13 protein-coding genes and 1 other RNA gene are annotated in these 20,722 nt (G+C 60.5%); 7 read left to right on the top strand and 7 right to left on the bottom strand.

Annotation, left to right across the window (positions count from 1 at the left end):
• Positions 1-62 precede the first annotated feature (62 nt).
• On the top strand, positions 63-1,748 hold the full coding sequence (locus tag P406_RS19010) for an acid phosphatase (RefSeq protein ID WP_003415833.1): 1,686 nt from the start codon (positions 63-65) through the stop codon (positions 1,746-1,748).
• A gap of 5 nt (positions 1,749-1,753) precedes the next feature.
• On the opposite strand, the gene P406_RS19005 is transcribed toward P406_RS19010, so the two are convergent.
• A complete protein-coding gene (locus P406_RS19005) occupies positions 1,754-2,878 on the bottom strand; it encodes a mechanosensitive ion channel family protein (RefSeq protein ID WP_046237025.1) in 1,125 nt (374 codons plus the stop codon).
• Positions 2,879-3,199: 321 nt separating this feature from the next.
• Between P406_RS19005 and P406_RS19000 the strand changes: the two genes are divergently transcribed.
• Positions 3,200-3,859 (top strand): DUF1826 domain-containing protein, encoded by a 660-nt coding sequence (locus tag P406_RS19000; RefSeq protein WP_046237024.1) that lies wholly within the window; start codon positions 3,200-3,202, stop codon positions 3,857-3,859.
• A 179-nt stretch (positions 3,860-4,038) separates the two neighbouring features.
• On the opposite strand, the gene ffs is transcribed toward P406_RS19000, so the two are convergent.
• Positions 4,039-4,135: signal recognition particle sRNA small type (ffs, locus tag P406_RS28100), an RNA gene on the bottom strand.
• Positions 4,136-4,361: 226 nt separating this feature from the next.
• Here ffs and P406_RS18995 point away from each other — a divergent pair.
• Positions 4,362-4,850, top strand: coding sequence for a GNAT family N-acetyltransferase (locus P406_RS18995; RefSeq protein WP_046237023.1), 489 nt, complete (start codon positions 4,362-4,364; stop codon positions 4,848-4,850).
• A 56-nt stretch (positions 4,851-4,906) separates the two neighbouring features.
• On the opposite strand, the gene P406_RS18990 is transcribed toward P406_RS18995, so the two are convergent.
• The 5 genes from P406_RS18990 to P406_RS18970 form a co-directional block, all read right to left on the bottom strand.
• The gene (locus P406_RS18990) at positions 4,907-6,073 is read right to left on the bottom strand and encodes a zinc-binding metallopeptidase family protein (RefSeq protein WP_032698400.1); all 1,167 of its coding nucleotides are present in this window, start codon (positions 6,071-6,073) and stop codon (positions 4,907-4,909) included.
• A 297-nt stretch (positions 6,074-6,370) separates the two neighbouring features.
• Complete coding sequence (gene ligA, locus P406_RS18985; protein ID WP_046237022.1) at positions 6,371-8,734, bottom strand: NAD-dependent DNA ligase LigA; 2,364 nt, start codon at positions 8,732-8,734, stop codon at positions 6,371-6,373.
• A gap of 129 nt (positions 8,735-8,863) precedes the next feature.
• Positions 8,864-9,727, bottom strand: a complete 864-nt coding sequence (zipA, locus tag P406_RS18980; protein ID WP_003415827.1) for a cell division protein ZipA — start codon at positions 9,725-9,727, stop codon at positions 8,864-8,866.
• A gap of 250 nt (positions 9,728-9,977) precedes the next feature.
• Positions 9,978-13,466: a chromosome segregation protein SMC gene (gene smc, locus P406_RS18975; RefSeq protein ID WP_046237021.1), complete on the bottom strand. Its 3,489-nt coding sequence runs from the start codon at positions 13,464-13,466 to the stop codon at positions 9,978-9,980.
• 4 nt (positions 13,467-13,470) lie between these two features.
• Positions 13,471-14,130 carry a GntR family transcriptional regulator gene (locus P406_RS18970; RefSeq protein ID WP_004410596.1) on the bottom strand — a complete coding sequence of 220 codons (660 nt, stop codon included), beginning with the start codon at positions 14,128-14,130 and terminating at the stop codon, positions 13,471-13,473.
• A gap of 276 nt (positions 14,131-14,406) precedes the next feature.
• On the opposite strand from P406_RS18970, the gene xdhA reads away from it, so the two are divergent.
• The 4 genes from xdhA to guaD are packed head-to-tail and all read left to right on the top strand — an operon-like array spanning position 14,407 to position 20,540.
• On the top strand, positions 14,407-15,861 hold the full coding sequence (xdhA, locus tag P406_RS18965; RefSeq protein ID WP_046237020.1) for a xanthine dehydrogenase small subunit: 1,455 nt from the start codon (positions 14,407-14,409) through the stop codon (positions 15,859-15,861).
• On the top strand, positions 15,854-18,373 hold the full coding sequence (gene xdhB / locus P406_RS18960; RefSeq protein ID WP_046237019.1) for a xanthine dehydrogenase molybdopterin binding subunit: 2,520 nt from the start codon (positions 15,854-15,856) through the stop codon (positions 18,371-18,373). Before xdhA ends, xdhB begins: the two co-directional genes overlap by 8 nt.
• Positions 18,370-19,209 carry a xanthine dehydrogenase accessory protein XdhC gene (xdhC, locus tag P406_RS18955; RefSeq protein ID WP_046237018.1) on the top strand — a complete coding sequence of 280 codons (840 nt, stop codon included), beginning with the start codon at positions 18,370-18,372 and terminating at the stop codon, positions 19,207-19,209. The genes xdhB and xdhC overlap by 4 nt, the downstream gene beginning before the upstream one ends.
• 17 nt (positions 19,210-19,226) lie before the next feature.
• Entirely contained in the window at positions 19,227-20,540 is a 1,314-nt protein-coding gene (gene guaD, locus P406_RS18950; RefSeq protein WP_046237017.1) for a guanine deaminase, read from the top strand.
• Positions 20,541-20,722 lie beyond the last annotated feature (182 nt).

Genomic DNA, 20,722 nt, shown 5'->3' with positions numbered 1-20,722 from the left:
ATTCCATGGTTACGCTCGCGTGAAATCTTTGGTAACACATTAACCAGCGCGAGTATTTGGCGATGAGCGACAGACCAGACGACGAAGATACCAACGAAAACCCCAGCCGCCGTCGTTTTCTGGGCGGGATGGCTGCATTGGGTGCAGGTGTCACCCTTAGCAGTTACGTTTCCGCCCACGAGAAGCCGCCTGGCGACAACGAACGGCATCATCACCTTGCCGGACCCGCGCTGGATCGCGCCTTGCGCGAAAATGTGAAAACCATTGTGGTGATCTACGCCGAGAACCGCAGCTTCAATAACCTGTTCGGCGATTTCCCCGGTGTCGAAAAGCCACTCTCCTCGCTCAGGCCTTCCGATTACGAGCAACGCGACCGCGACGGCACGCGCTTGTCCAAACTGCCTCCGGCCTGGGGCGGCGTGCTGCAGGTCGGACCGCAAACCGTCGATGGCGTGACCTATCCGGTGGGCGAGCAGTTTCAGCAAGACCTGCCCAACGCGCCGTTCCCGCTCAAGGGGCCAAACGGTGAAGACCTGCCGCTGAGCCTGGTGACCCGCGACCTGTGGCACGTCTTTTACCAGAATCAGATGCAGATCAACGACGGCAAGAACGACCGCTTCGTGGCCTGGGCGGATGCGGGCGGCCTGACCATGGGCAACTACGCACAGACTCAGTACTCGCTGCGCCTGTGGGACGTAGCCAAGGAGTTCGTGCTGTGTGACAACTTCTTCCAGGGTGCTTTCGGCGGCTCGTTCCTCAACCACCAGTACCTGATTTCAGCCACGGCGCCTGTTTACCCGAACGCCGCCGAATCTCCGGCCAAGTCGCAAATCGCCACCTTGCAGAGCTTCAACCCGCTGGACCCGCGCCTCAAACCGCTCGACAAGTCGCCGGCCAGCGCCATGGACGGGCCGCCACAATTCGGCCCCAGCGCCATTACGCCGGACAACTACGCGGTCAACACCATGGCCCCGCCGTACTGGCCAACCTGGCTGCGCGACCCGCAGAACCCTGATTACTCGAAACCGGATCTACCCAACGTGCTGGTTCCACAAAGCCACGAGCACATCGGTGACAAGCTGTCGAAAAGGAATGTTGACTGGGCCTGGTATGCCGGCGCCTGGCAAGTGACGCTGGATGAGTTCAAGGACTCCACCGGGATCCCGAAAATCCCCAACTTTCAATACCATCACCAGCCGTTCAACTACTTCAAGCAGCAGGGTCCGCAGCACCCTGAAGAGCGCAAGAAGCGCCTGCGTGATGGTGGGCTGGGTGACGAGTCGAGCACCAATCGCTTCCTCGCCGATGCCGAAGCGGGCAAATTGCCTGCGGTAACCTTCTACAAGCCCCAGGGCAACCTGAACATGCACGCCGGTTACGCCGATGTGGCTGCGGGTGACCGGCACATCGACCGGGTGGTCAAGGTGCTGCGCAAGAGCCCGCAGTGGGACAACATGGTGATCGTCATCACCGTCGACGAGAACGGCGGCTGGTGGGACCACGTCGCACCGCCAAAAGGCGACCGCTTCGGTCCCGGCACCCGCGTTCCGGCGCTGGTCATCTCCCCTTTCGCCCGCAAGGGCAAGGTCGACCACACGGTTTACGACACCGCCTCGATCCTGCGCCTGATCACCCGCGTGCATGGCTTGGAAAAACTCGACGGCCTGAAACGCCGCGACGAGGCCATGATTGCGCGAGGCCAGACGCCGATGGGCGACCTGACCAACGCACTGCAGTTTCCGGCCTGATCCCGTCAGGTCGTCGCGTCGGCAGCCTCCAGCGCAGTCGGACGAGCGGTTTTAACCGGTGGCAGGGACGCCACGTACACCGTGCGGGACGGGAACGCGAAACGCACATCCAGTTCGGCAAAGGCTTCCATGATGTCCAGATTGATCGCCTGCTGCACATCCATATAGACGTTGTAGCTGGGGTCGAGCACGATGAAAACGGTCTCGAACTCCAGTGATGTCTCGCCAAAACCCCGAAAATGCGAACGGTCGAAACGCGCCAGCTTCTGCGCGTTGATGATCGCTTCGACTTTCTTCGGCACTTCCCTGATCTGATCGACCGAGCAGTCATAGGTCAGCCTGAATTCGAAGACGATGCGTCGTTCCTGCAAGCGTTTGTAGTTCTGGATGGTGTTGTTGATCATGTCGGCGTTGGCCATCACGATCTGCTCGCCACCCAGGCTGCGGATCCGCGTGGTCTTGAGGCCCACGTGCTCGACCGTGCCGGACAGCGCACCGACGACGATGAAGTCGCCGACCTCGAAAGGCTTGTCCACGGCGATGGACAGCGAGGCAAACACGTCGCCCAGAATGTTCTGCACCGCCAGCGCGACCGCAATGCCGCCGACCCCGAGGCTGGCGACGAACGCGGTGATATTGACCCCGACGTTCGACAGCATCGCCATGACCACCGTGGCCCACAGCAACACTTTCGCGCCCCACAGACTCAACGTGGCCAGCGCACTGCCCTGAAAAGTGCCGCCAGCGTTGTGACGCACGAAGTAGCGCTGCAACGCCAGCGCGATCGCCCGGTTCGCCCACAACCCGACCTGCAATGCGGCGACCACGAACCATAGGCTGCTGACCCGCCCGAGCCAGCGTTCCGGCAGATCGAGCATGCCGATGCCGATCAGGATCGAAGCCAGCAGCAACAAGGTATTACTGGTGCCCGACAGCACCTGCACCACGATGTATCGCATATGCGTGCTGGGCGCATCCGCACGCGAACGCATCTTTCTGAGCACAAAACCGATCACGCCCCTGACCAGAATAAAACTCAGGGTCGAGGCGAAGATAGCCAATATCCAGTTAGCGAGCGATATGCTCAAAAATTGCGAGTCTGTGAAAAATCTGATGATGTCCTGTTCCATCCGGCCCCCGGCTCCACTGCTGCGAGACGCCTGACCGAAAAGCCCGTGACACCCGCAGCGACTTGAATTGCCCCTTGCCGTAAAACGGTTTCAAGCGACGCGTAAGGGGTTAGGGGATGTGTAAGAGTGAGGGTTCAGTTTGATTTGGCTGCTGGTAGAGCACTGGAAATCACACCACGCCCTCTCCTGATTGCCGAGCTGGCCGGCATGGAACCATTCTTCTACTCATCGCCACTCAAACTCCTGCCGTGGAGGAGGGAGACCAAATGGCCACAAGGCTAGCCATGGTTAAAGATCACATCACCTCAGAGGAAAATACCCATGACCTTTAGCATCCGTGGCGGAGCTGGCCCGTCGACGTATTACACCCAGCCACAGCCCCAGCCCTTTGATGAATTGAAGCTGGAACCCGAGAAAATTCAGCAAAAGACTGCAAAGCTAGAAAAGGAAGGATATTTCAGCGTTCGCATGTCGGAGCACACGAAAAGCTATTTGCTTGAGCAAAGCCGTCTCAGTAACCCTGCATGGCGAAACGAAACCGTCGGTAAAGTCGTTGACCTGCGGACGACCGAGCACGAGCGCTCGGTAACGGCAGTCGCAAAAGACATCGCTGCCTCGCTCACGGGAAGAAAACAGCAATTACGCCCCCACGAATTTCAACTGCGGCGCGCGGACAATCCGCGCTCAGAGCAATGGCATCAAGACAGAGCACCGCTGAAAGTCATTTGCATCTCAGCGATAGAAGGCCGCGGCACAGAGTTTGTCACGTCGCCGGATTCAAAAGCCGTGTTTACGAACGGGCAATATGCAGAAATGAACCCTGTGAGCGCCGAGGTGGTCGCACAAAAGACCAAAGAAGCCAAGCAAGACCGCTTCTATTTCTTTGCTGGCAAAGGCATTACCGAAGAAAGCATTCCTAAACTGGTACATCGCTCACCGAGTGAGACCGGCAGGTCCATATTCATGGCGCGATGGAAGTAAGGCAGGCCACGCAGGATTAACCGCCGGATTGGAGACATCCGGCGGTTATCTCCGTGCCGGACAGACTGTTTTTACAGACGCACGAAGTTCTCGCCAGCGCAGGGCGCAGTCGAAACAGGAACAGGCTGTTATTTTTACGAGCAGGCGCCTTTCAGAAAGGGCCTTGAGATAGGTGGTGCCCCCACCAGCCACACCCCGGCACACAATGTTCCCGCTGTGGCTGCTGCCTTCCGGCTCTGACCAGGTTCACGGGTAATCGTTGCGGGGGGACCGATGGGGTCACCATAACGACACTCACCAGTTGGCGAGCCGCGCCATTGTACCGGTCTTGCGCGAGTTTACAACCGTTGCTGCGGATAAAAATTTCGAGGGGGCTCAAGCACTTGTGTGCCGGGGCTGAAAGGCAAATGCGTATTGCTCATCGGCGTGACAAATCCTCGAAATGGCCCCGTTCGATCCTGTACCCTGCCCGCCTCAAAAATAATCAGCCAGCAGGTTGCTCATGCAGACTCGATTGGTCGACTACCACGACCTTACCGCCTCTCAACGCCAACAGCTCGGATACCTCGAGGTGACGCAGGAACAGATACAGTTCTCCGGCGACATCTACACCGCGCTCAATACGCTTCTGGTCAAACCCAGCCCGAATATTTACGGCCTCGCGCTGCTCAGTGACGAGAAGCCCGTCGGTTTCTTGCTGCTCAAGCGCGATGACTGCCTGCCGCATTGGGCTCAGGAGGATCTGACGGCGACACTGCATGCGTTGCAGATCGATCACCGCGAACAGGGCAAGGGGCTGGGCAAGGCGTGCCTGCAAGCGTTGCCTGCGGCGTTGCGCCTGAAATGGCCGGACATTAGTCAATTGATGCTGTCGGTGGACGCGGACAACTTGGCTGCCATCGGGCTTTATACAGGCCAGGGCTGGGTGGATACCGGTGAGGCGTATCGCGGACGTATCGGTTTCGAGCGCAGGCTGACCCTGACGCTTTGACCCGCTTTTGAACAAGTGCCTGACACGCCGCCAAAGCGTGTCAGGCACGACCCGCGTTACTGGGCCTGCAGAACCTCATCAGCCTTGCCACCGGCATCCTGAATCACCAGATGGATGAAGTGCAGCTTGGCGATAACCGCTGGCGGCAGCACGAACGGATAGAAATCCGGCTGCCCCATGCTGCGTGACAGCTCGTTGAGCATGCTCGCCAGCTCGATCCAGGCATTGACGAACGACAGGAACGCCGGGCCGCCCGGATGCTGAGGGTCGTAGAGCACTTCCAGCGGAAACGGCTGGTAATCGAGCTCCATGTCGCGAGCACTCATGCCAAACCCCAGCGCGGTGTCGACCGCATCCATCATGTGCAGGTAATGCGCCCAGGTTTCGGCCCAGTCTTCCCATGAGTGCATGGTCGCGTAGGCACTGACGAAGCTTTCCTGCCAGTTGTCCGGCGCGCCGTTCTTGTAGTGGTGATCGAGGGCGTCGGCATAGCTGGCGCGCTCGTCGCCGAACAGGTTGCGATAGCTGTCCTGCCAGTGGGTATTGGCGATGAGCCGATCCCAGTAGTAATGACCGACTTCATGACGGAAATGGCCGAGCAAGGTGCGATAGGGTTCGTGCATCTGTACGCGCATCGCTTCACGGTGTGCGTCGTCGGCTTCTTCGATGTTCAGGGTGATCAGGCCGTTGGCATGGCCTGTGGTTGGCAGGTTGCCTTCCAGATCGACACCGACAAAATCGAAGGCCAGGCCAGCTTCTTCGTCAATCGTCTTGGGAATGACCTGCAGCCCCAGAGAAATCAATTGCGCGACCAGACGCCGTTTGGCGGTCTCGACCTTGCGCCAGCGCTCGCCGTTTTCAATCACGGACAGGTCTGGAATGGTGTGATTGAGGCTGCAGGCGACACAGAATTCGCCGGCATTGTGCTCTGGAAAAAGCCAGTTACAGGCTGCCGGGGTGCCAAGGTTGGCGCAACGCCGATACAGCCCGGCACCTGGCTCATCGCTCAAGCGCCAGGTAGTTGGCTCAGGCCCTGCTTCGAGCGTAGCGACACGCCCCTGCTCAGGCAGGTAGCCCAGTGCTGCAGAACAGGCCAGGCATTGGGTATTGGGGAAAAACACCGACTGGCCACAGGTGCACTGCCAGACCTTGCTGTTACGTTTGGATTCGCCGACAAATGGGGCGGTGATGCGTGAACTCAATTGCTCGAAGAAGCGGTACATGGCGATCTCCCGTTGGCCTTGCATGGACTAGATCATGCCGACGCTTCAGGGGTTCAAAAATATTATCGAGCGGCATGGATGATAAGGCTGACAGCGTGTTCATGGGCCAAAACGGTGCGTCGCACGGTAGTGGGGATTATCGTTCCTCACGCTCCAGCGTGGGATTGCAGTGCGTGACGCTCCGCGTCACAGATCTACGCCGCCCCCTCACACTCAAGATCGGACGCAGAGCATCCAGAACTGCATGCGACGCGAAGCGTCGCACGATCATCAGGGCATACGGAGCGTCGGCCTCCCTCAATCAACCGCCACGCCCAGCTCGGTCAGGCGTTTGAGCAGTGCGTCTTCGTCCAGCACGGTAAGACCCAGTTCGTTGGCCTTGGTCAGTTTCGAGCCGGCACCAGGCCCGGCGACCACGGTGTGGGTCTTGGCCGAGACCGAGCCGGACACCTTGGCGCCGAGGCTTTCGAGCTTTTCCTTGGCGACATCGCGGCTCATGCGTTCCAGCGAGCCGGTCAGCACCCAGGTCTGGCCAGCCAGCGGCAAGCCTTCAACGGTTTTTTTCTCGCTGCGCCAGTGCATGCCGAAGTCCTTGAGCTGGGCTTCGATGGCGCGGGCGCGTTCGGCGTTTGCGCTGTCGTCGAAGAAGTCACGGACCGACTTGGCCTGTTTCTCCGGCAGTGCCTGACGCATGTCCAGCCAGTCGGCGCTGATGATGGCCTCCAGCGTACCGAACCGGTCCGCCAGTTTCTGCGCAGCACCCGGCCCTACCGACGGAATGTGCAGTTTGTCGATCAGCCCTTCCAGTGTGGTGCTGGCCGCGAACTCGGCGCCCAGCTCGCCCTGGTCCTGCAATTGCAGCCCGCATTCACCGAGCAGCGCATCGATGACGCTACGGTTGTGCTCGTCCTCGAAGAAGCTGTGAATCTCGTAAGCCACTTCCAGGCCGACATCCGGCAGGTAGGTCAGGACTTCCGGCAAGGCCTGTTTGACACGCTCCAGCGACGCCAGCGAACGCGCCAGGACCTTGGCCGTCTCTTCACCCACATCGGGAATGCCCAAGGCATAGATGAAGCGTGCCAAGGTCGGCTGTCGGCTGTCGGCGATGGCCTTGAGCAGCTTGTTGCTGGAGATTTCCGCGAAACCTTCCAGGTCGATGATCTGTTCGTATTTCAGCTTGTACAGATCGGCAGGCGAGCCGATGAGTTTCTCATCGACCAGTTGCTCGATGGTCTTGTCACCCAGCCCTTCGATGTCCATGGCGCGACGCGACACATAATGGATGATCGCCTGCTTGAGTTGCGCGCCGCAGGCCAGACGCCCGACACAGCGATACACCGCGCCCTCGGTGACAGTTTCCTTGCCTTTACTGCGTTTGATCAGTTGCGTGCGCTCGACGTGCGAGCCGCACACCGGGCAGGTCTGCGGAACCTGCACTGCCCTGGCATTCTCGGGGCGGCGCTCGGCAACGACCTGCACCACCTGCGGAATCACGTCACCGGCACGCCGGATGATCACCGTGTCGCCGATCATCAGGCCGAGCCGCGCCACTTCGTCCATGTTGTGCAGCGTGGCGTTGGCGACCATGACGCCTGCCACCTTGACCGGCTTGAGCCGCGCGACCGGCGTCACTGCGCCGGTACGGCCCACCTGGAATTCGACATCCAGCAGTTCGGTGAGCTCTTCCATGGCGGGGAATTTATGGGCAATCGCCCAGCGTGGCTCACGGGCGCGGAAGCCCAGTTCGCGCTGCGCTGCCAGGTTATTGACCTTGAACACCACGCCGTCGATCTCGTAAGTCAGCGCCAGGCGTCGCTCACCGATATCGCGGTAATAGGCCAGGCACTCCTCGACGCCATTCGCCAGTTTCAGCTCGCGACTGACCGGCATGCCCCATTTTTTCAGCGCTTCAAGCACGCCGATATGCGTGTCGGCGATTTCTGCCGACGTCTGGCCCAGGCCATAGCAACAGAACTCCAGCGGCCGGTTGGCCGTGATCTTGGAATCCAGCTGACGCAGACTGCCCGCTGCTGCGTTGCGCGGGTTGGCGAAGGTCTTGCCGCCGATTTCCAGCTGACTGGCGTTGAGGCGCTCGAAACCGGCCTTGGACATGAACACTTCACCGCGCACTTCCAGCACATCCGGCCAGCCCTTGCCTTGCAGCTTGAGCGGGATATTACGCACTGTGCGCACGTTGACACTGATGTCTTCGCCGGTGGTTCCGTCGCCGCGTGTCGCGCCCCGCACCAGTGCGCCGTCGCGATACAACAGGCTGACTGCCAGGCCGTCCAGCTTGGGTTCGCAGCTGTACTGCACCTTGCTGCCTTCGCCAAACAGGTCGCCGGCCGGCAAGTCCAGCCCCTCGGCCACCCGCCGATCGAATTCGAGCATGTCGTTTTCTTCGAACGCGTTGCCCAGGCTGAGCATCGGCATTTCGTGACGCACCTGGGTGAACGCCGACAAGGCAGCGCTTCCGACCCGTTGCGTCGGCGAATCAGGAGTAACCAGATGGGGGTTTTCCGCCTCCAGGGCCTTGAGCTCGTGAAACAGGCGGTCGTACTCGACATCCGGAATGCTCGGTTCATCCAGAACGTGGTAGCGGTAGTTGTGCTCATCCAGCTGTGCACGCAGTTCCAGGATTCGGGTTTCGACGGCCTTCATACGGTGTTCTCTCAAAAAGCAAAAAAGCAGCCGAGGCTGCTTAATCTGTTGGCTCTGTTCTGTTCAGGTCAGGCCCCGACAGGGCGTACCGCAGCACGCTCATGATCGGGGACCTGCCCAAGGGATTGCTTAACCGCGACGCTGGGTCAACGCACGACGCTCGAACTCGACGATGCGCTGGCGGTAATGCTCGATGGTCTGCGCGGTCATGACACTGCGCTGATCATCCTTCAGTTCGCCATCCAGCTCGTGAGCCAGTTTGCGAGCGGCGGCAACCATCACGTCGAATGCCTGCTTGGGATGACGAGGGCCTGGCAAGCCGAGGAAGAAGCTCACTGCACGGGTGCTGAAATGGTCGATATCGTCCAGGTCGAACACGCCGGGCTTGACCGCATTGGCCATCGAGAACAGCACTTCGCCGTTGCCAGCCATGCTCTCGTGACGGTGGAAAATATCCATCTCGCCAAAACGCAGGCCGCTTTCCAGAATGTTCTGCAACAGTGCCGGGCCCTTGAAACCGCCTTCGCTGCGCGAGATCACGCTGATGACCAGTACTTCCTCAACCGGAGGCAGGTCCTTGTCTTCGGTAATGCGCTGGGCAGGCTTGTCGTCCGGGAAATCGTCGTCGCGGCCGGTGAACAGGCTCGGGCCGTCGAGATCCAGGTTCAGGTCGCCCTGCTGTGGCTCGTCCTTGCGCTTCTTGTCACTGCGTTTGTCGCTGTTGCTGCGCTTGCCTTCACGCGGGCTGGCGCTCATGGACGGCAGATCGTGCTCGTCGAGCTGCGGCTCCTTGTGCGTATCCAGCACACGGGGCGGCCCCAGCACTTCGGCAGAGGTGGTTTCTTCTTCGTCCGGAAGGTTGGAGAAGCTCCGATCCAGTCTGAATTTCAATTTACCCTTGCTGCCGCGCATACGGCGCCAGCCATCAAAGAGAATACCGGCGATGACTATTATGCCGATGACGATCAGCCACTCGCGCAGACCGATTTCCATGTAATCCAGTGCCTCTAATGAAGAAATCTGAAAATAAGGGCCTAAACCCCTTTAATACGTGGTGCCAAGTCTATGTTCTGACTGGCAATTCGCCCACGCGAAAATAAAAAGTGGTCACTAAACTAGCACGACCAAAGGTAACTTTACACCGTCTGTTACGTCTCTTCGCCGCCCAAATTGCCATCTCATGTACCAGCGTCTCATTTTCAGGCCTCCGGGCGGCCACTTGTCCGCAGAACGAGGCGTCGAATCAGGCATCCACCAGCGCCATCGCCTGCTCCACATCCACCGCTACCAGCCGCGAACAGCCGGGCTCGTGCATCGTCACCCCCATCAGTTGGTCGGCCATTTCCATGGCGATCTTGTTGTGGGTGATGTAGATGAACTGCACCGTTTGTGACATTTCTTTCACCAAGCGTGCATAGCGACCCACGTTGGCGTCATCCAGCGGCGCATCCACCTCGTCAAGCATGCAAAACGGCGCAGGATTGAGTTTGAAAATGGCAAACACCAGCGCCAGCGCCGTCAGGGCTTTTTCACCGCCCGACAGCAAATGAATGGTGCTGTTCTTCTTGCCAGGGGGACGCGCCATGATTGTCACCCCAGTATCGAGTAAATCTTCGCCTGTCAGTTCCAAATAAGCGGAGCCACCACCGAAAACTTTTGGGAAAAGTGCCTGAATTCCGCTATTTATCTGATCGAAGGTATCCTTGAAGCGGTTTCGGGTCTCCTTGTCGATCTTGCGGATGACGTTTTCCAGAGTGTCCAGCGCTTCGACCAGATCGGCATCCTGCGCATCCAGATAGCGCTTGCGCTCGGACTGCTGCTGATACTCGTCGATGGCCGCGAGGTTGATCGCGCCCAGGCGCTGAATACGCCCGGCGATGCTTTCCAGTTGCTGCTCGGCGGCCTGCTCACTGGCTTCCGGCGTCAGCGTGGCGAGTACGCCGTGCAGGTCGTAGCCGTCTTCATGCAGCTGGTCCTGCAAGGCTGTGCGACGCACCGTCAGCGCCTGCCACTCCAGGCGCTGTTGCTCCAGCTGGCCACGCAGCAGTTGCGATTGCTGCTCGGCCTGGGTGCGGCGTTTTTCTGCCTCACGCAATTCGCGGTCAGCGTCTTCGAGTGCATTCTTGGCGATGCGCATTTCGTCATCGACCACCATGCGCCGTTCCAGCAACTCTTCAAGCTTGAGGCGCAGCTCTTCGAGCGGTGCCTCGCCCTCCTCCAGATTAAGGCTCAGTTGCTCGCGCTTCTCGGTAAGCCTTTCGGACTGCATGCGCAGGCGCTCCAGCGCCTGACGGGTTGAATCGTATTGCGCCTTGATCGAGCCGAGACGCACCGCCAGCTGATGACTGTGATCCTTGTGTTGCCGCGCATCCTGACGTATCCGGTCCAGACGCTCACGCAGCGCATCACGCTGCGCCTGCAGCACCTCGCGCTGTTCGGTATCCTGCGCCATGCTGTCCAGCGCGTCCTGCAATTGCAGGCGCGATTCGCCAAGGTGCTCGTGCTCGACAGCGCGCTGCTCGCCCAGCTCGGCCAGCTCCTCATCAAGGCGGGTGCGCCGCAGGGTCAATTGCTCGACTTTTACCCGGACCGCCGAAAGCTGCGCTTTCAGTTCGCTTTGCTGACGGGTTTCGTCCTGCACGCGACGGCGCAACTGCTCACGCGCGTCTTCCTCCTGCGACTGTTGCTCGCGCAAGACCAGCAGTTGCTCTTCCAAAGTGGCCAGCGTCGCTTCGCGCTCATCGCGTTCCAGACCCAGCCGCTGTAATTCCTGACCGCGCGCCAGCACACCGCTCTGCGCTTCACTGGCGCGGCGTACACGCAAAAAGTGCCGCCCCACCCAGTAGCCGTCACGACTGATCAGGCTTTGCCCGGCGCTGAGTTGTGCGCGTCGCGCCAGCGCCTCGTCCAGGTTCTCGACCGGAATCACCTGGCCCAGCCAGGCGGACAGATCAACCGTGCTGTCGACCTTTTCCAGCAAGCTGCCCGGCGCGCGAACCGTGTCAGCACCCGCGCTGAGCAAGCGCAGATCGCCCTGCTGAAAACCGGTCAGATCGAGCCCGTCGAAGTCATCCACCAGCACCGCCTGCAAATCCGCGCCAAGCACGGTTTCCACGGCCAGTTCCCAGCCGGCTTCGACGCTCAGCCCCTCGGCCAGACGCGGTCGCTCGGCCAGTTGCTGATCACGCAGCCACTCGGCAGTGCCGGTGTCCGGATCAAGTGCAGCCTGTTGCAGCGCCTCCAGGGACGCCAGCCGGCCATTGAGACGTTGCAGCTCGCCCTGCGCCTGCTGTTGCGCCTGACTGGCGTGCTGCAACGCCTCGCGCAATTGCTCAAGACGCTCGACCGCCTGCTCTTCGCCCATGTGCAGCTCTTCAAGGGTCATGTCGCGGGTGGCGAGGTCTTCGCTCAATTGCAGAATGGCCGCATCTTCCGGGTCGGCGGCCAGCAGTTGACGCTCTTCGGCCAGACGCCGCTGGCGCTCGGCCAGGCGTTCGATGCTCTGTTCCAGCTGTTGAATGCGCGACTGCTGAACCTGTGCCTGACGCTGCGGCTCGGCGGATTGTTGATTGAAGACGTCCCACTTCTCCTGCCAGCCCTGCATGGCCGCTTCGGCGTCTTCCAGAGCGATGGCCGACTCCTCGGCGGCGGCGCTGGTCATTTCCTGCTCGGGCTCGAGCATCTCCAGCTCTTCGCCGAGGGTGGCGAGCAAGGTGGTGTCGTGCCCAAGGTGCGATTCGGTTTCCTGGCGGGCACGCTCGGCTTCGCGCAGGTCATCCTGCAATTGGCGCAGCCGCTGCTGACCGTGCTGAATGCTCTGCTCGACGCGGGCAATGTCGCCGCCGACCGAATAGAAGCGGCCCTGCACCAGGTTGAAGCGTTCAGACAGGTCATGGTGGCCGTCGCGCAGCCTTTCGATACTGGCATCGGCACTGCGCTGATCGGCCACCAACGCCTCGAAGCCCACTTCCTGATTGCCGATCACCGCCTCGCGCTGACCCACCAGATCATTCAGCGCCTGCCAGCGCAGGGCCGACAATTGCGCTTTCAGCTGGCGCTCTTCAGCCTTGTATTCCTGATACTTCTCGGCGGCCTGAGCCTGTCGGTGCAGACGCTCCAGTTGACGCTCGAGCTCTTCACGCAGGTCGGTCAGACGCGCCAGGTTCTCGTGGGTGCGACGAATGCGGTTTTCGGTTTCCCGGCGCCGCTCCTTGTACTTGGAAATCCCCGCGGCTTCTTCGATGAAGTTGCGCAGGTCTTCGGGCTTGGCTTCGATCAGCTTGGAGATCATGCCCTGTTCGATGATCGAATAGCTGCGCGGCCCCAGACCGGTGCCGAGGAAGATGTCGGTAATGTCGCGACGGCGGCATTTGGTGCCGTTGAGGTAGTAGCTGTTCTGGCTGTCGCGGGTCACTTTGCGGCGAATGGAGATTTCCGCATATGCCGCGTACTCGCCCAGCAGCGTGCCGTCGGAGTTGTCGAAGACCAGTTCGATGCTGGCCTGGCTGACCGGTTTACGGCTGGTGGAGCCGTTGAAGATGACGTCGGTCATCGACTCGCCGCGCAGATTCTTGGCCGAGCTTTCGCCCATGACCCAGCGCACGGCGTCGATGATGTTGGATTTGCCACAGCCATTGGGGCCGACGACAGCCGCCATGTTGCTGGGGAAGTTCACCGTGGTGGGGTCGACGAAAGATTTGAACCCCGCCAGCTTGATGCACTTCAGGCGCACGGCGTCAGCCCTTTGCCAGGGCGGCCAGCACCAGCTGGCAGCTGCGCTGACAGTAGCTGACCAGCACGACACGAATCTTCGGTATATCCCGCGCCACCACTGCGCCAAGCAGTTCGTCGAACAACGCCAGGTAGTCGCCCATATCGGCCTTGCGTTGCTCAAGCGCGAGGAAATAGCTGCGGCTCATGGAAGGCTGCAGGTTCTCGACGGTTTCCTCGAGGTACGGGTTGTTGGCGAACGGATAGGCCGCGCGCATCACATTGAAGCTCTCTTCGACGAATGCGTTGACGTCCTGCTGCTCGAAACTGCCCTGCAGACGCTGTTGTATCTGCACGAACGGCGCAAGATCCTCCTCGGTCTTCCAGCGCTCGACCACCGCGTTGGCCAGCAGAATGTACAGCTCGCTCATCAGGCAGCACAGGCTAGTGACATTGTGTGCGTTGAGCACCGTAACCTGTGCGCCACGACGCGGCAGGATCACCACCAGGTGGCGGCGCTCCAGAATCAGCAGTGCTTCGCGCACGGAGCCACGGCTGACGTTCAACGCCTGCGTGACTTTCTGTTCCTGGATACGCTCTCCAGGCTTGAGCTCACCGCGAATGATCCGCTCGGCAAGATGATGAGCAATTTGCTCAGCGAGGCTGTCCGGGGCCTTGAACGTCATGATTATCCTTCAGAAAAAACCAGTTCCGCATGCAAGTCGCGGAGTGTATCGCAACCGGCGCGAGTGGCGCAGGGCCATAAACACGGAAACTGGCACGAAATACGCAAAACCTTGAATACAGCCGGCAGGCGATTCAAGAACCAGAGGTTGTTTGATCGGCAGATGACCGAAAAACTCAATTTCCTGACTCTGAGGTCAGAAACAAATTGACCCAATAAACAGAGCTGATAGATTCATCGACATGTCTGATGACAATAAACGTGAGGGCTTTGCGCCGTGATTCAGTTCCTTTTGAACCAAGAGCTAAAAACCGAGCGCAGCCTGAATCCGAACATGACCGTGCTGACCTACCTGCGTGAGCAGGCACACAAGCCCGGGACCAAGGAAGGTTGTGCCAGTGGTGACTGCGGTGCCTGCACCGTCGTGGTGGGCGAGTTGCACAGTGACGCCGACGGCGAGCAAACACTGCGTTATCGCAGCCTCAATTCGTGCCTGACATTCATGGCGTCGCTACACGGCAAACAATTGATCAGCGTCGAAGACCTCAAGCATCAGGGCCAGTTGCACAGCGTGCAGAAGGCGATGGTCGAGTGTCATGGCTCGCAATGCGGCTTTTGTACCCCGGGTTTCGTGATGTCGCTGTTTGCCCTGCAAAAGAACAGCAGCGAAGCCGATGCCCATCAGGCCCACGAAGCCCTGGCCGGCAACCTGTGCCGCTGCACCGGCTATCGCCCTATTCTGGCCGCCGCCGAGCAGTCGTGCGCGCAGCGCCTGCCAGACCAGTTCGATCAGCGCCAGGCGCAAACCGTCGAACGCCTACGCGCCATCGCCCCGGCCGGCACCGATGAACTGAATGACGGCGAAAAACGCTGCTTCATTCCGCTGACCGTGGCGGATCTGGCGGACCTCTACGACCGCCATCCACAGGCGCGTCTGCTGGCCGGCGGCACCGATCTGGCCCTGGAAGTCACGCAGTTTCACAAACAGTTGCCGGTGATGATTTACGTCGGACACATCAACGAGATGAAGGGTGTGAAGCGTTTCGACGACCGCCTGGAGATCGGTGCAGCAACCCCGCTGACCGATTGCTATGCAGCGCTGAAAGCCGAATACCCGGACTTTGGCGAGTTACTGCAGCGCTTCGCCTCGTTGCAGATCCGTAATCAAGGCACGCTGGGTGGCAACATCGGCAACGCCTCCCCCATCGGCGATTCCCCGCCGCTGCTGATCGCCCTTGGTGCGCAGGTCGTACTGCGCAAAGGCAACAGTCAGCGCACCCTGGCGCTGGAAGACTATTTCATCGACTACAAGGTCACGGCCCGTCAGGAAAGCGAGTTCATCGAAAAGATCATCGTGCCCACCGCCTCTGCGCGACAGATTTTCCGCGCCTATAAAGTCTCCAAACGGCTGGATGACGATATCTCGGCGGTCTGCGCGGCTTTTCGCCTGACCCTGGAAGACGGCGTCATCCACGAGGCTCGCGTAGCGTTCGGTGGTATGGCAGCGATTCCCAAGCGTGCAGCGGCCTGCGAACAGGCGCTGATCGGGCAAACATGGAACCATGCAACCGTCGAGCGCGCCTGCGCGGCACTGAGCGAGGACTTCACTCCTCTGTCGGATTTCCGGGCGAGCAAGGAATACCGCCTGTTGAGCGCGCAAAACCTGCTGCGCAAGTACTTCATCGAATTACAGACCCCAGCCGTTCCAACGCGGGTGACTGACTATGTCTGAGCATTCCCCAAACACCACCCAAGCCGAGATGCTGGCGGTATTTCAGCAGGGTCTGAACACCGGCGTGGGCCGCAGCGTCAAGCACGACAGTGCCGACAAGCACGTGTCCGGCGAGGCGGTGTACATCGATGACCGCCTGGAATTCCCCAACCAGTTGCACGTCTACGCACGCCTTTCCGACCGTGCCCATGCGCGTATCGTCAGCATCGATACCTCGCCCTGCTACGCCTTCGAAGGTGTACGCATCGCGATTACCCATCAGGATATTCCGGGGCTCAAGGACATCGGGCCATTGCTGCCCGGCGACCCGCTGCTGGCCATCGACAAGGTGGAGTTCGTCGGGCAACCGGTGCTCGCGGTGGCGGCTCGCGACCTGGACATTGCACGCCAGGCGGCCATGGCGGCGATCATCGAATACGAAGACCTGCAACCGGTGCTGGATGTGGTCCAGGCGCTGCGCCAGAAGCATTTCGTGCTCGACAGCCATACCCACAAGCGTGGCGACTCTGCCGCTGCGCTGGCGCGCGCAACCCACCGCCTGCAGGGCAACCTGCACATTGGCGGCCAGGAACATTTTTACCTGGAAACCCAGATCTCCTCGGTGATGCCGACCGAAGACGGCGGCATGATTGTCTATTGCTCGACCCAGAACCCCACGGAAATCCAGAAGCTGGTGGCCGAGGTACTGGGCGTGCCGATGAACCGCATAGTGGTGGACATGCGCCGCATGGGCGGTGGTTTTGGCGGCAAGGAAACCCAGGCGGCCAGCCCGGCCTGCCTGTGCGCCGTGATTGCCCACTTGACCGGCCAGCCCACCAAGATGCGCCTGCAACGCTTCGAAGACATGCAGATGACCGGCAAGCGCCACCCGTTCTACATCGAGTACGACGTGGGCTTCGACGATGACGGTCGTTTGCAGGGCATACAGCTGGATCTGGCCGGCAACTGTGGCTATTCGCCGGACCTCTCGGCGTCCATCGTCGACCGCGCCATGTTTCACGCCGACAACGCGTATTACCTGGGCGAAGCCACCGTCAACGGCCACCGCTGCAAGACGCACACCGCCTCCAACACCGCCTACCGGGGCTTTGGCGGCCCGCAGGGCATGGTCGCCATCGAAGAGGTCATGGACTGCATTGCACGTTTCCTCGGCAAGGACCCGTTGCACGTGCGCAAGGCCAACTATTACGGCAAGACCGAGCGCAACGTCACCCACTATTACCAGACGGTCGAACACAACCTGCTGGAAGAGATGACCGCCGACCTTGAGCAAAGCAGCCAGTACGCCGAGCGCCGCGAAGCGATTCGTGCGTTCAATGCCGGCAGCCCGGTGCTGAAAAAAGGCCTGGCGCTGACACCGGTCAAGTTCGGCATCTCGTTCACCGCCAGCTTTCTCAATCAGGCCGGTGCGCTGATTCATATCTACACCGACGGCAGCATCCACCTGAACCATGGCGGCACCGAAATGGGCCAGGGTTTGAACACCAAGGTCGCGCAGGTCGTGGCCGAGGTGTTCCAGGTGGACATCGAGCGCATCCAGATCACCGCGACCAACACCGACAAGGTGCCGAACACCTCGCCCACTGCGGCTTCGAGCGGCACGGACCTGAACGGCAAGGCGGCACAGAATGCCGCTGAAATCCTCAAGCAAAGGCTGGTGGAGTTTGCCGCCAGGCACTATCAGGTGAGCGAAGCAGAGGTCGAGTTCCGCAATGGCCATGTGCGGATCGGCGAGCTGCTCCTGCCGTTCGCCGAGCTGGCGCAATTGGCATGGATGGGCCAGGTGTCGCTGTCGAGCACCGGCTATTACAAGACGCCGAAGATTTTTTACGACCGCAGCCAGGCGCGTGGCCGGCCGTTCTATTACTACGCCTTTGGCGCTGCCTGCGTGGAAGTCATCGTCGATACGCTGACCGGCGAATACAAGATGTTGCGCACCGACATCCTGCACGACGTCGGCGCGTCGCTGAACCCGGACATCGATATCGGTCAGGTCGAAGGCGGCTATATTCAGGGCGCCGGCTGGCTGACCACCGAGGAACTGGTGTGGAACGACAAGGGCAAGCTGATGACCAGCGGCCCGGCGTCCTACAAGATCCCGGCAGTGGCGGACATGCCGCTCGATCTGCGCATCAAGCTGGTAGAGAACCGCAAGAACCCTGAAGACACGGTGTTTCATTCCAAGGCCGTCGGCGAGCCGCCGTTCATGCTCGGCATTGCCGCCTGGTGTGCCATCAAGGACGCCGTGGCGAGCTTGGGTGACTACCGTCATCAACCGAACATCGACGCCCCGGCGACACCGGAAAAAGTGCTGTGGGGCTGTGAACAGATGCGCCAGAACAGCGCTGCGCGTCTTGCCCCCAGCGAAAGGGCCGAGCCGACTGTTTCTGCCTCTTCGCGAGCAAGTGAAGCTTCGCCAGGCTCGTCTTCACCTATTCAGGACGCCCCCGTGGGAGCCAGCTTGCTCGCGAAGGCGCCTGGCCTGGATCACTCTGTCCTGGAGCAGAAATGAACAACTGGATCAGCGCCCTGGCCGAGCTGCAGGCCCGTGGAGAACCCGGCATTCTGGTGACGATCATCGAGGAGCTGGGCTCCACGCCACGTAATGCCGGATCGAAAATGGTGGTCTGCGCCGAGCACATCCACGACACCATCGGTGGCGGCCACCTGGAATACAAGGCCATGGAAATCGCCCGCGAGATGCTTGCCAGCGGCACCCGGCAGACGCGCCTGGAACGCTTCAACCTGGGTGCAAGCCTGGGCCAGTGCTGCGGCGGCGTGAACGTGCTGTTGTTCGAACCGATGGGCGAGCCCGTCGCGCAGATCGCCGTGTTCGGTGCCGGTCACGTCGGCCGCGCGCTGGTGCCGCTGCTGGCCAGCCTGCCCTGCCGGGTGCGCTGGATCGACAGCCGTGAGCAGGAATTCCCCGAGCCGATGCCCGAGGGCGTGATGAAGATCATCAACGACGAGCCGGTCGACGAGGTCGCGCAACTGCCGGTCGGCACCTATTGCATCGTGATGACCCACAACCATCAGCTGGATCTGGAACTGACGGCCGCCATCCTCAGGCGTGGCGACTTCGGTTACTTCGGGCTGATCGGCTCGAAAACCAAACGGGTCAAGTTCGAACATCGCTTGCGGGAACGCGGTTTCGACGCCAGTCTGCTGCAACGCATGCGTTGCCCGATGGGCCTGGCCGAGGTCAAAGGCAAGCTGCCCATCGAGATCGCGGTGTCGATCGCCGCGGAAATAATCGCCACTTACAATGTCAGCTTTGGCCAACACACCGCCAACGCCGAACCTATCGCCAGACTGCTGCCTGCATCGCGCCGCAGTCAGTCGCAATGAGTCACAACGAGAGTGCCATGAGTTCAGTTTCCTGCTGTAAAGCCTACCGAGCCGCCATCGTTCACAGCCTCGCCGACCCGGCCGAAGTGGTGCTGGAGGCATCCTATGAATACTTTGCCGACGGCTTGCTACTGGTCGAGGACGGCAAGATCGTTTCGGTGGGTCACGCTGCCGATTTGCTGGAGCGCCTCGACGACGATGTCGAGTTGATCGAATACCCGGACGCACTGATTACACCAGGGTTCATCGACACCCATATTCACTTGCCGCAAACCGGCATGATCGGCTCCTACGGCGAGCAACTGCTGGACTGGCTCAACACCTATACCTTCCCCTGCGAAAGCCAGTTCGCCGACCCCGCGCATTCGGCGCAGGTGGCCGACATCTTCATCAAGGAACTGCTGCGCAACGGTACGACCACGGCGCTGGTGTTCGGCAGTGTGCACAAGGAATCGGTCGAGGCGTTTTTCAGTGCGGCCCAGGCACTTGATCTGCGCATGATCGCCGGCAAGGTGATGATGGACCGCAATGCGCCGGATTACCTGGTTGATACGCCAGAATCCGGATACGCCGACAGCAAGGCACTGATCGAACGCTGGCATGGCAAAGGACGTTTGAGTTACGCAGTGACCCCACGATTCGCGCCGACCAGTAGCCCGGAGCAGTTGAGTCTGGCTGGCCAGTTGCTCACCGAGTATCCCGGCCTGTACCTGCAGACCCACATCAGCGAGAACCTTCAGGAGATCGAGTGGGTCAAGGCGCTGTTCCCGGAGCGCAAGCATTACCTGGACGTCTACGATCACTTCAACCTGCTCGGCGAGCGATCGGTGTTCGCCCACGGCGTGCACCTGTGCGACGAACAATGCGCCCGACTGGCGCAGACCGGTTCGGCGATTGCCTTCTGCCCGACCTCCAACCTGTTTCTGGGCAGCGGCCTGTTCAACCTGCCGATGGCCGAGAAGCATAAGGTGAATGTCGGCTTGGGCACCGACGTGGGCGGCGGCACCAGCTTTTCGATTCTGCAGACCCTCAACGAGGCCTACAAAGTCATGCAGATGCAGGGCGCGCGGCTCAATCCGTTCAAGTCACTGTACCTGGCAACGCTGGGCGGCGCGCGGGCGCTGCGTCTGGAAGACAAGGTCGGCAGCCTGAAGCCCGGCAACGAGGCGGACTTCCTGGTGCTCGACTACAACGCCACCCCGCTGCTGTCGTATCGCTTGAAGCAGGCGAAGACCATCGAAGAGATTCTGTTCGTGCTGATGACCATCGGTGATGACCGGACGGTGAAGCAGACCTGGTCGGGTGGCCGATTGGTGCATGAAAGAGGCTAGCACCTCGCTCCTCACGCTCCAGCGTGCCAAGAGGACGCGGAGCGTCCAGAACGGCATGACGACGCGGAGCGTCGCACGATAATCGGATTGTCTGTACAGACCGACGCAAAGCATCAGCACGAAGTCGAGATTATCGTTCCTCACGCTCCAGCGTGAGAATGCAGTTCTCGACGCTCTGCGTC

Source organism: Pseudomonas syringae pv. coryli str. NCPPB 4273, assembly GCF_000972175.1.
Classification (GTDB): Bacteria; Pseudomonadota; Gammaproteobacteria; order Pseudomonadales; family Pseudomonadaceae; genus Aquipseudomonas; species Aquipseudomonas syringae.
The sequence above is the reverse complement of the archived record's forward strand: the minus strand, read 5'-3'. Positions and strand labels throughout refer to the sequence as shown.

What these genes read in the sequence shown, in the direction of transcription:
- P406_RS19005 (WP_046237025.1), bottom strand. Translation starts at nt 2,878, where the DNA reads ATGGAACAGGACATCATCAGATTTTTCACAGACTCGCAATTTTTGAGC.
- xdhC (WP_046237018.1), top strand. Translation starts at nt 18,370, where the DNA reads ATGAACAACTGGATCAGCGCCCTGGCCGAGCTGCAGGCCCGTGGAGAA.
- P406_RS18970 (WP_004410596.1), bottom strand. Translation starts at nt 14,130, where the DNA reads ATGACGTTCAAGGCCCCGGACAGCCTCGCTGAGCAAATTGCTCATCAT.
- xdhB (WP_046237019.1), top strand. Translation starts at nt 15,854, where the DNA reads ATGTCTGAGCATTCCCCAAACACCACCCAAGCCGAGATGCTGGCGGTA.
- P406_RS18990 (WP_032698400.1), bottom strand. Translation starts at nt 6,073, where the DNA reads ATGTACCGCTTCTTCGAGCAATTGAGTTCACGCATCACCGCCCCATTT.
- ligA (WP_046237022.1), bottom strand. Translation starts at nt 8,734, where the DNA reads ATGAAGGCCGTCGAAACCCGAATCCTGGAACTGCGTGCACAGCTGGAT.
- P406_RS18995 (WP_046237023.1), top strand. Translation starts at nt 4,362, where the DNA reads ATGCAGACTCGATTGGTCGACTACCACGACCTTACCGCCTCTCAACGC.
- P406_RS19010 (WP_003415833.1), top strand. Translation starts at nt 63, where the DNA reads ATGAGCGACAGACCAGACGACGAAGATACCAACGAAAACCCCAGCCGC.
- guaD (WP_046237017.1), top strand. Translation starts at nt 19,227, where the DNA reads ATGAGTTCAGTTTCCTGCTGTAAAGCCTACCGAGCCGCCATCGTTCAC.
- P406_RS19000 (WP_046237024.1), top strand. Translation starts at nt 3,200, where the DNA reads ATGACCTTTAGCATCCGTGGCGGAGCTGGCCCGTCGACGTATTACACC.
- zipA (WP_003415827.1), bottom strand. Translation starts at nt 9,727, where the DNA reads ATGGAAATCGGTCTGCGCGAGTGGCTGATCGTCATCGGCATAATAGTC.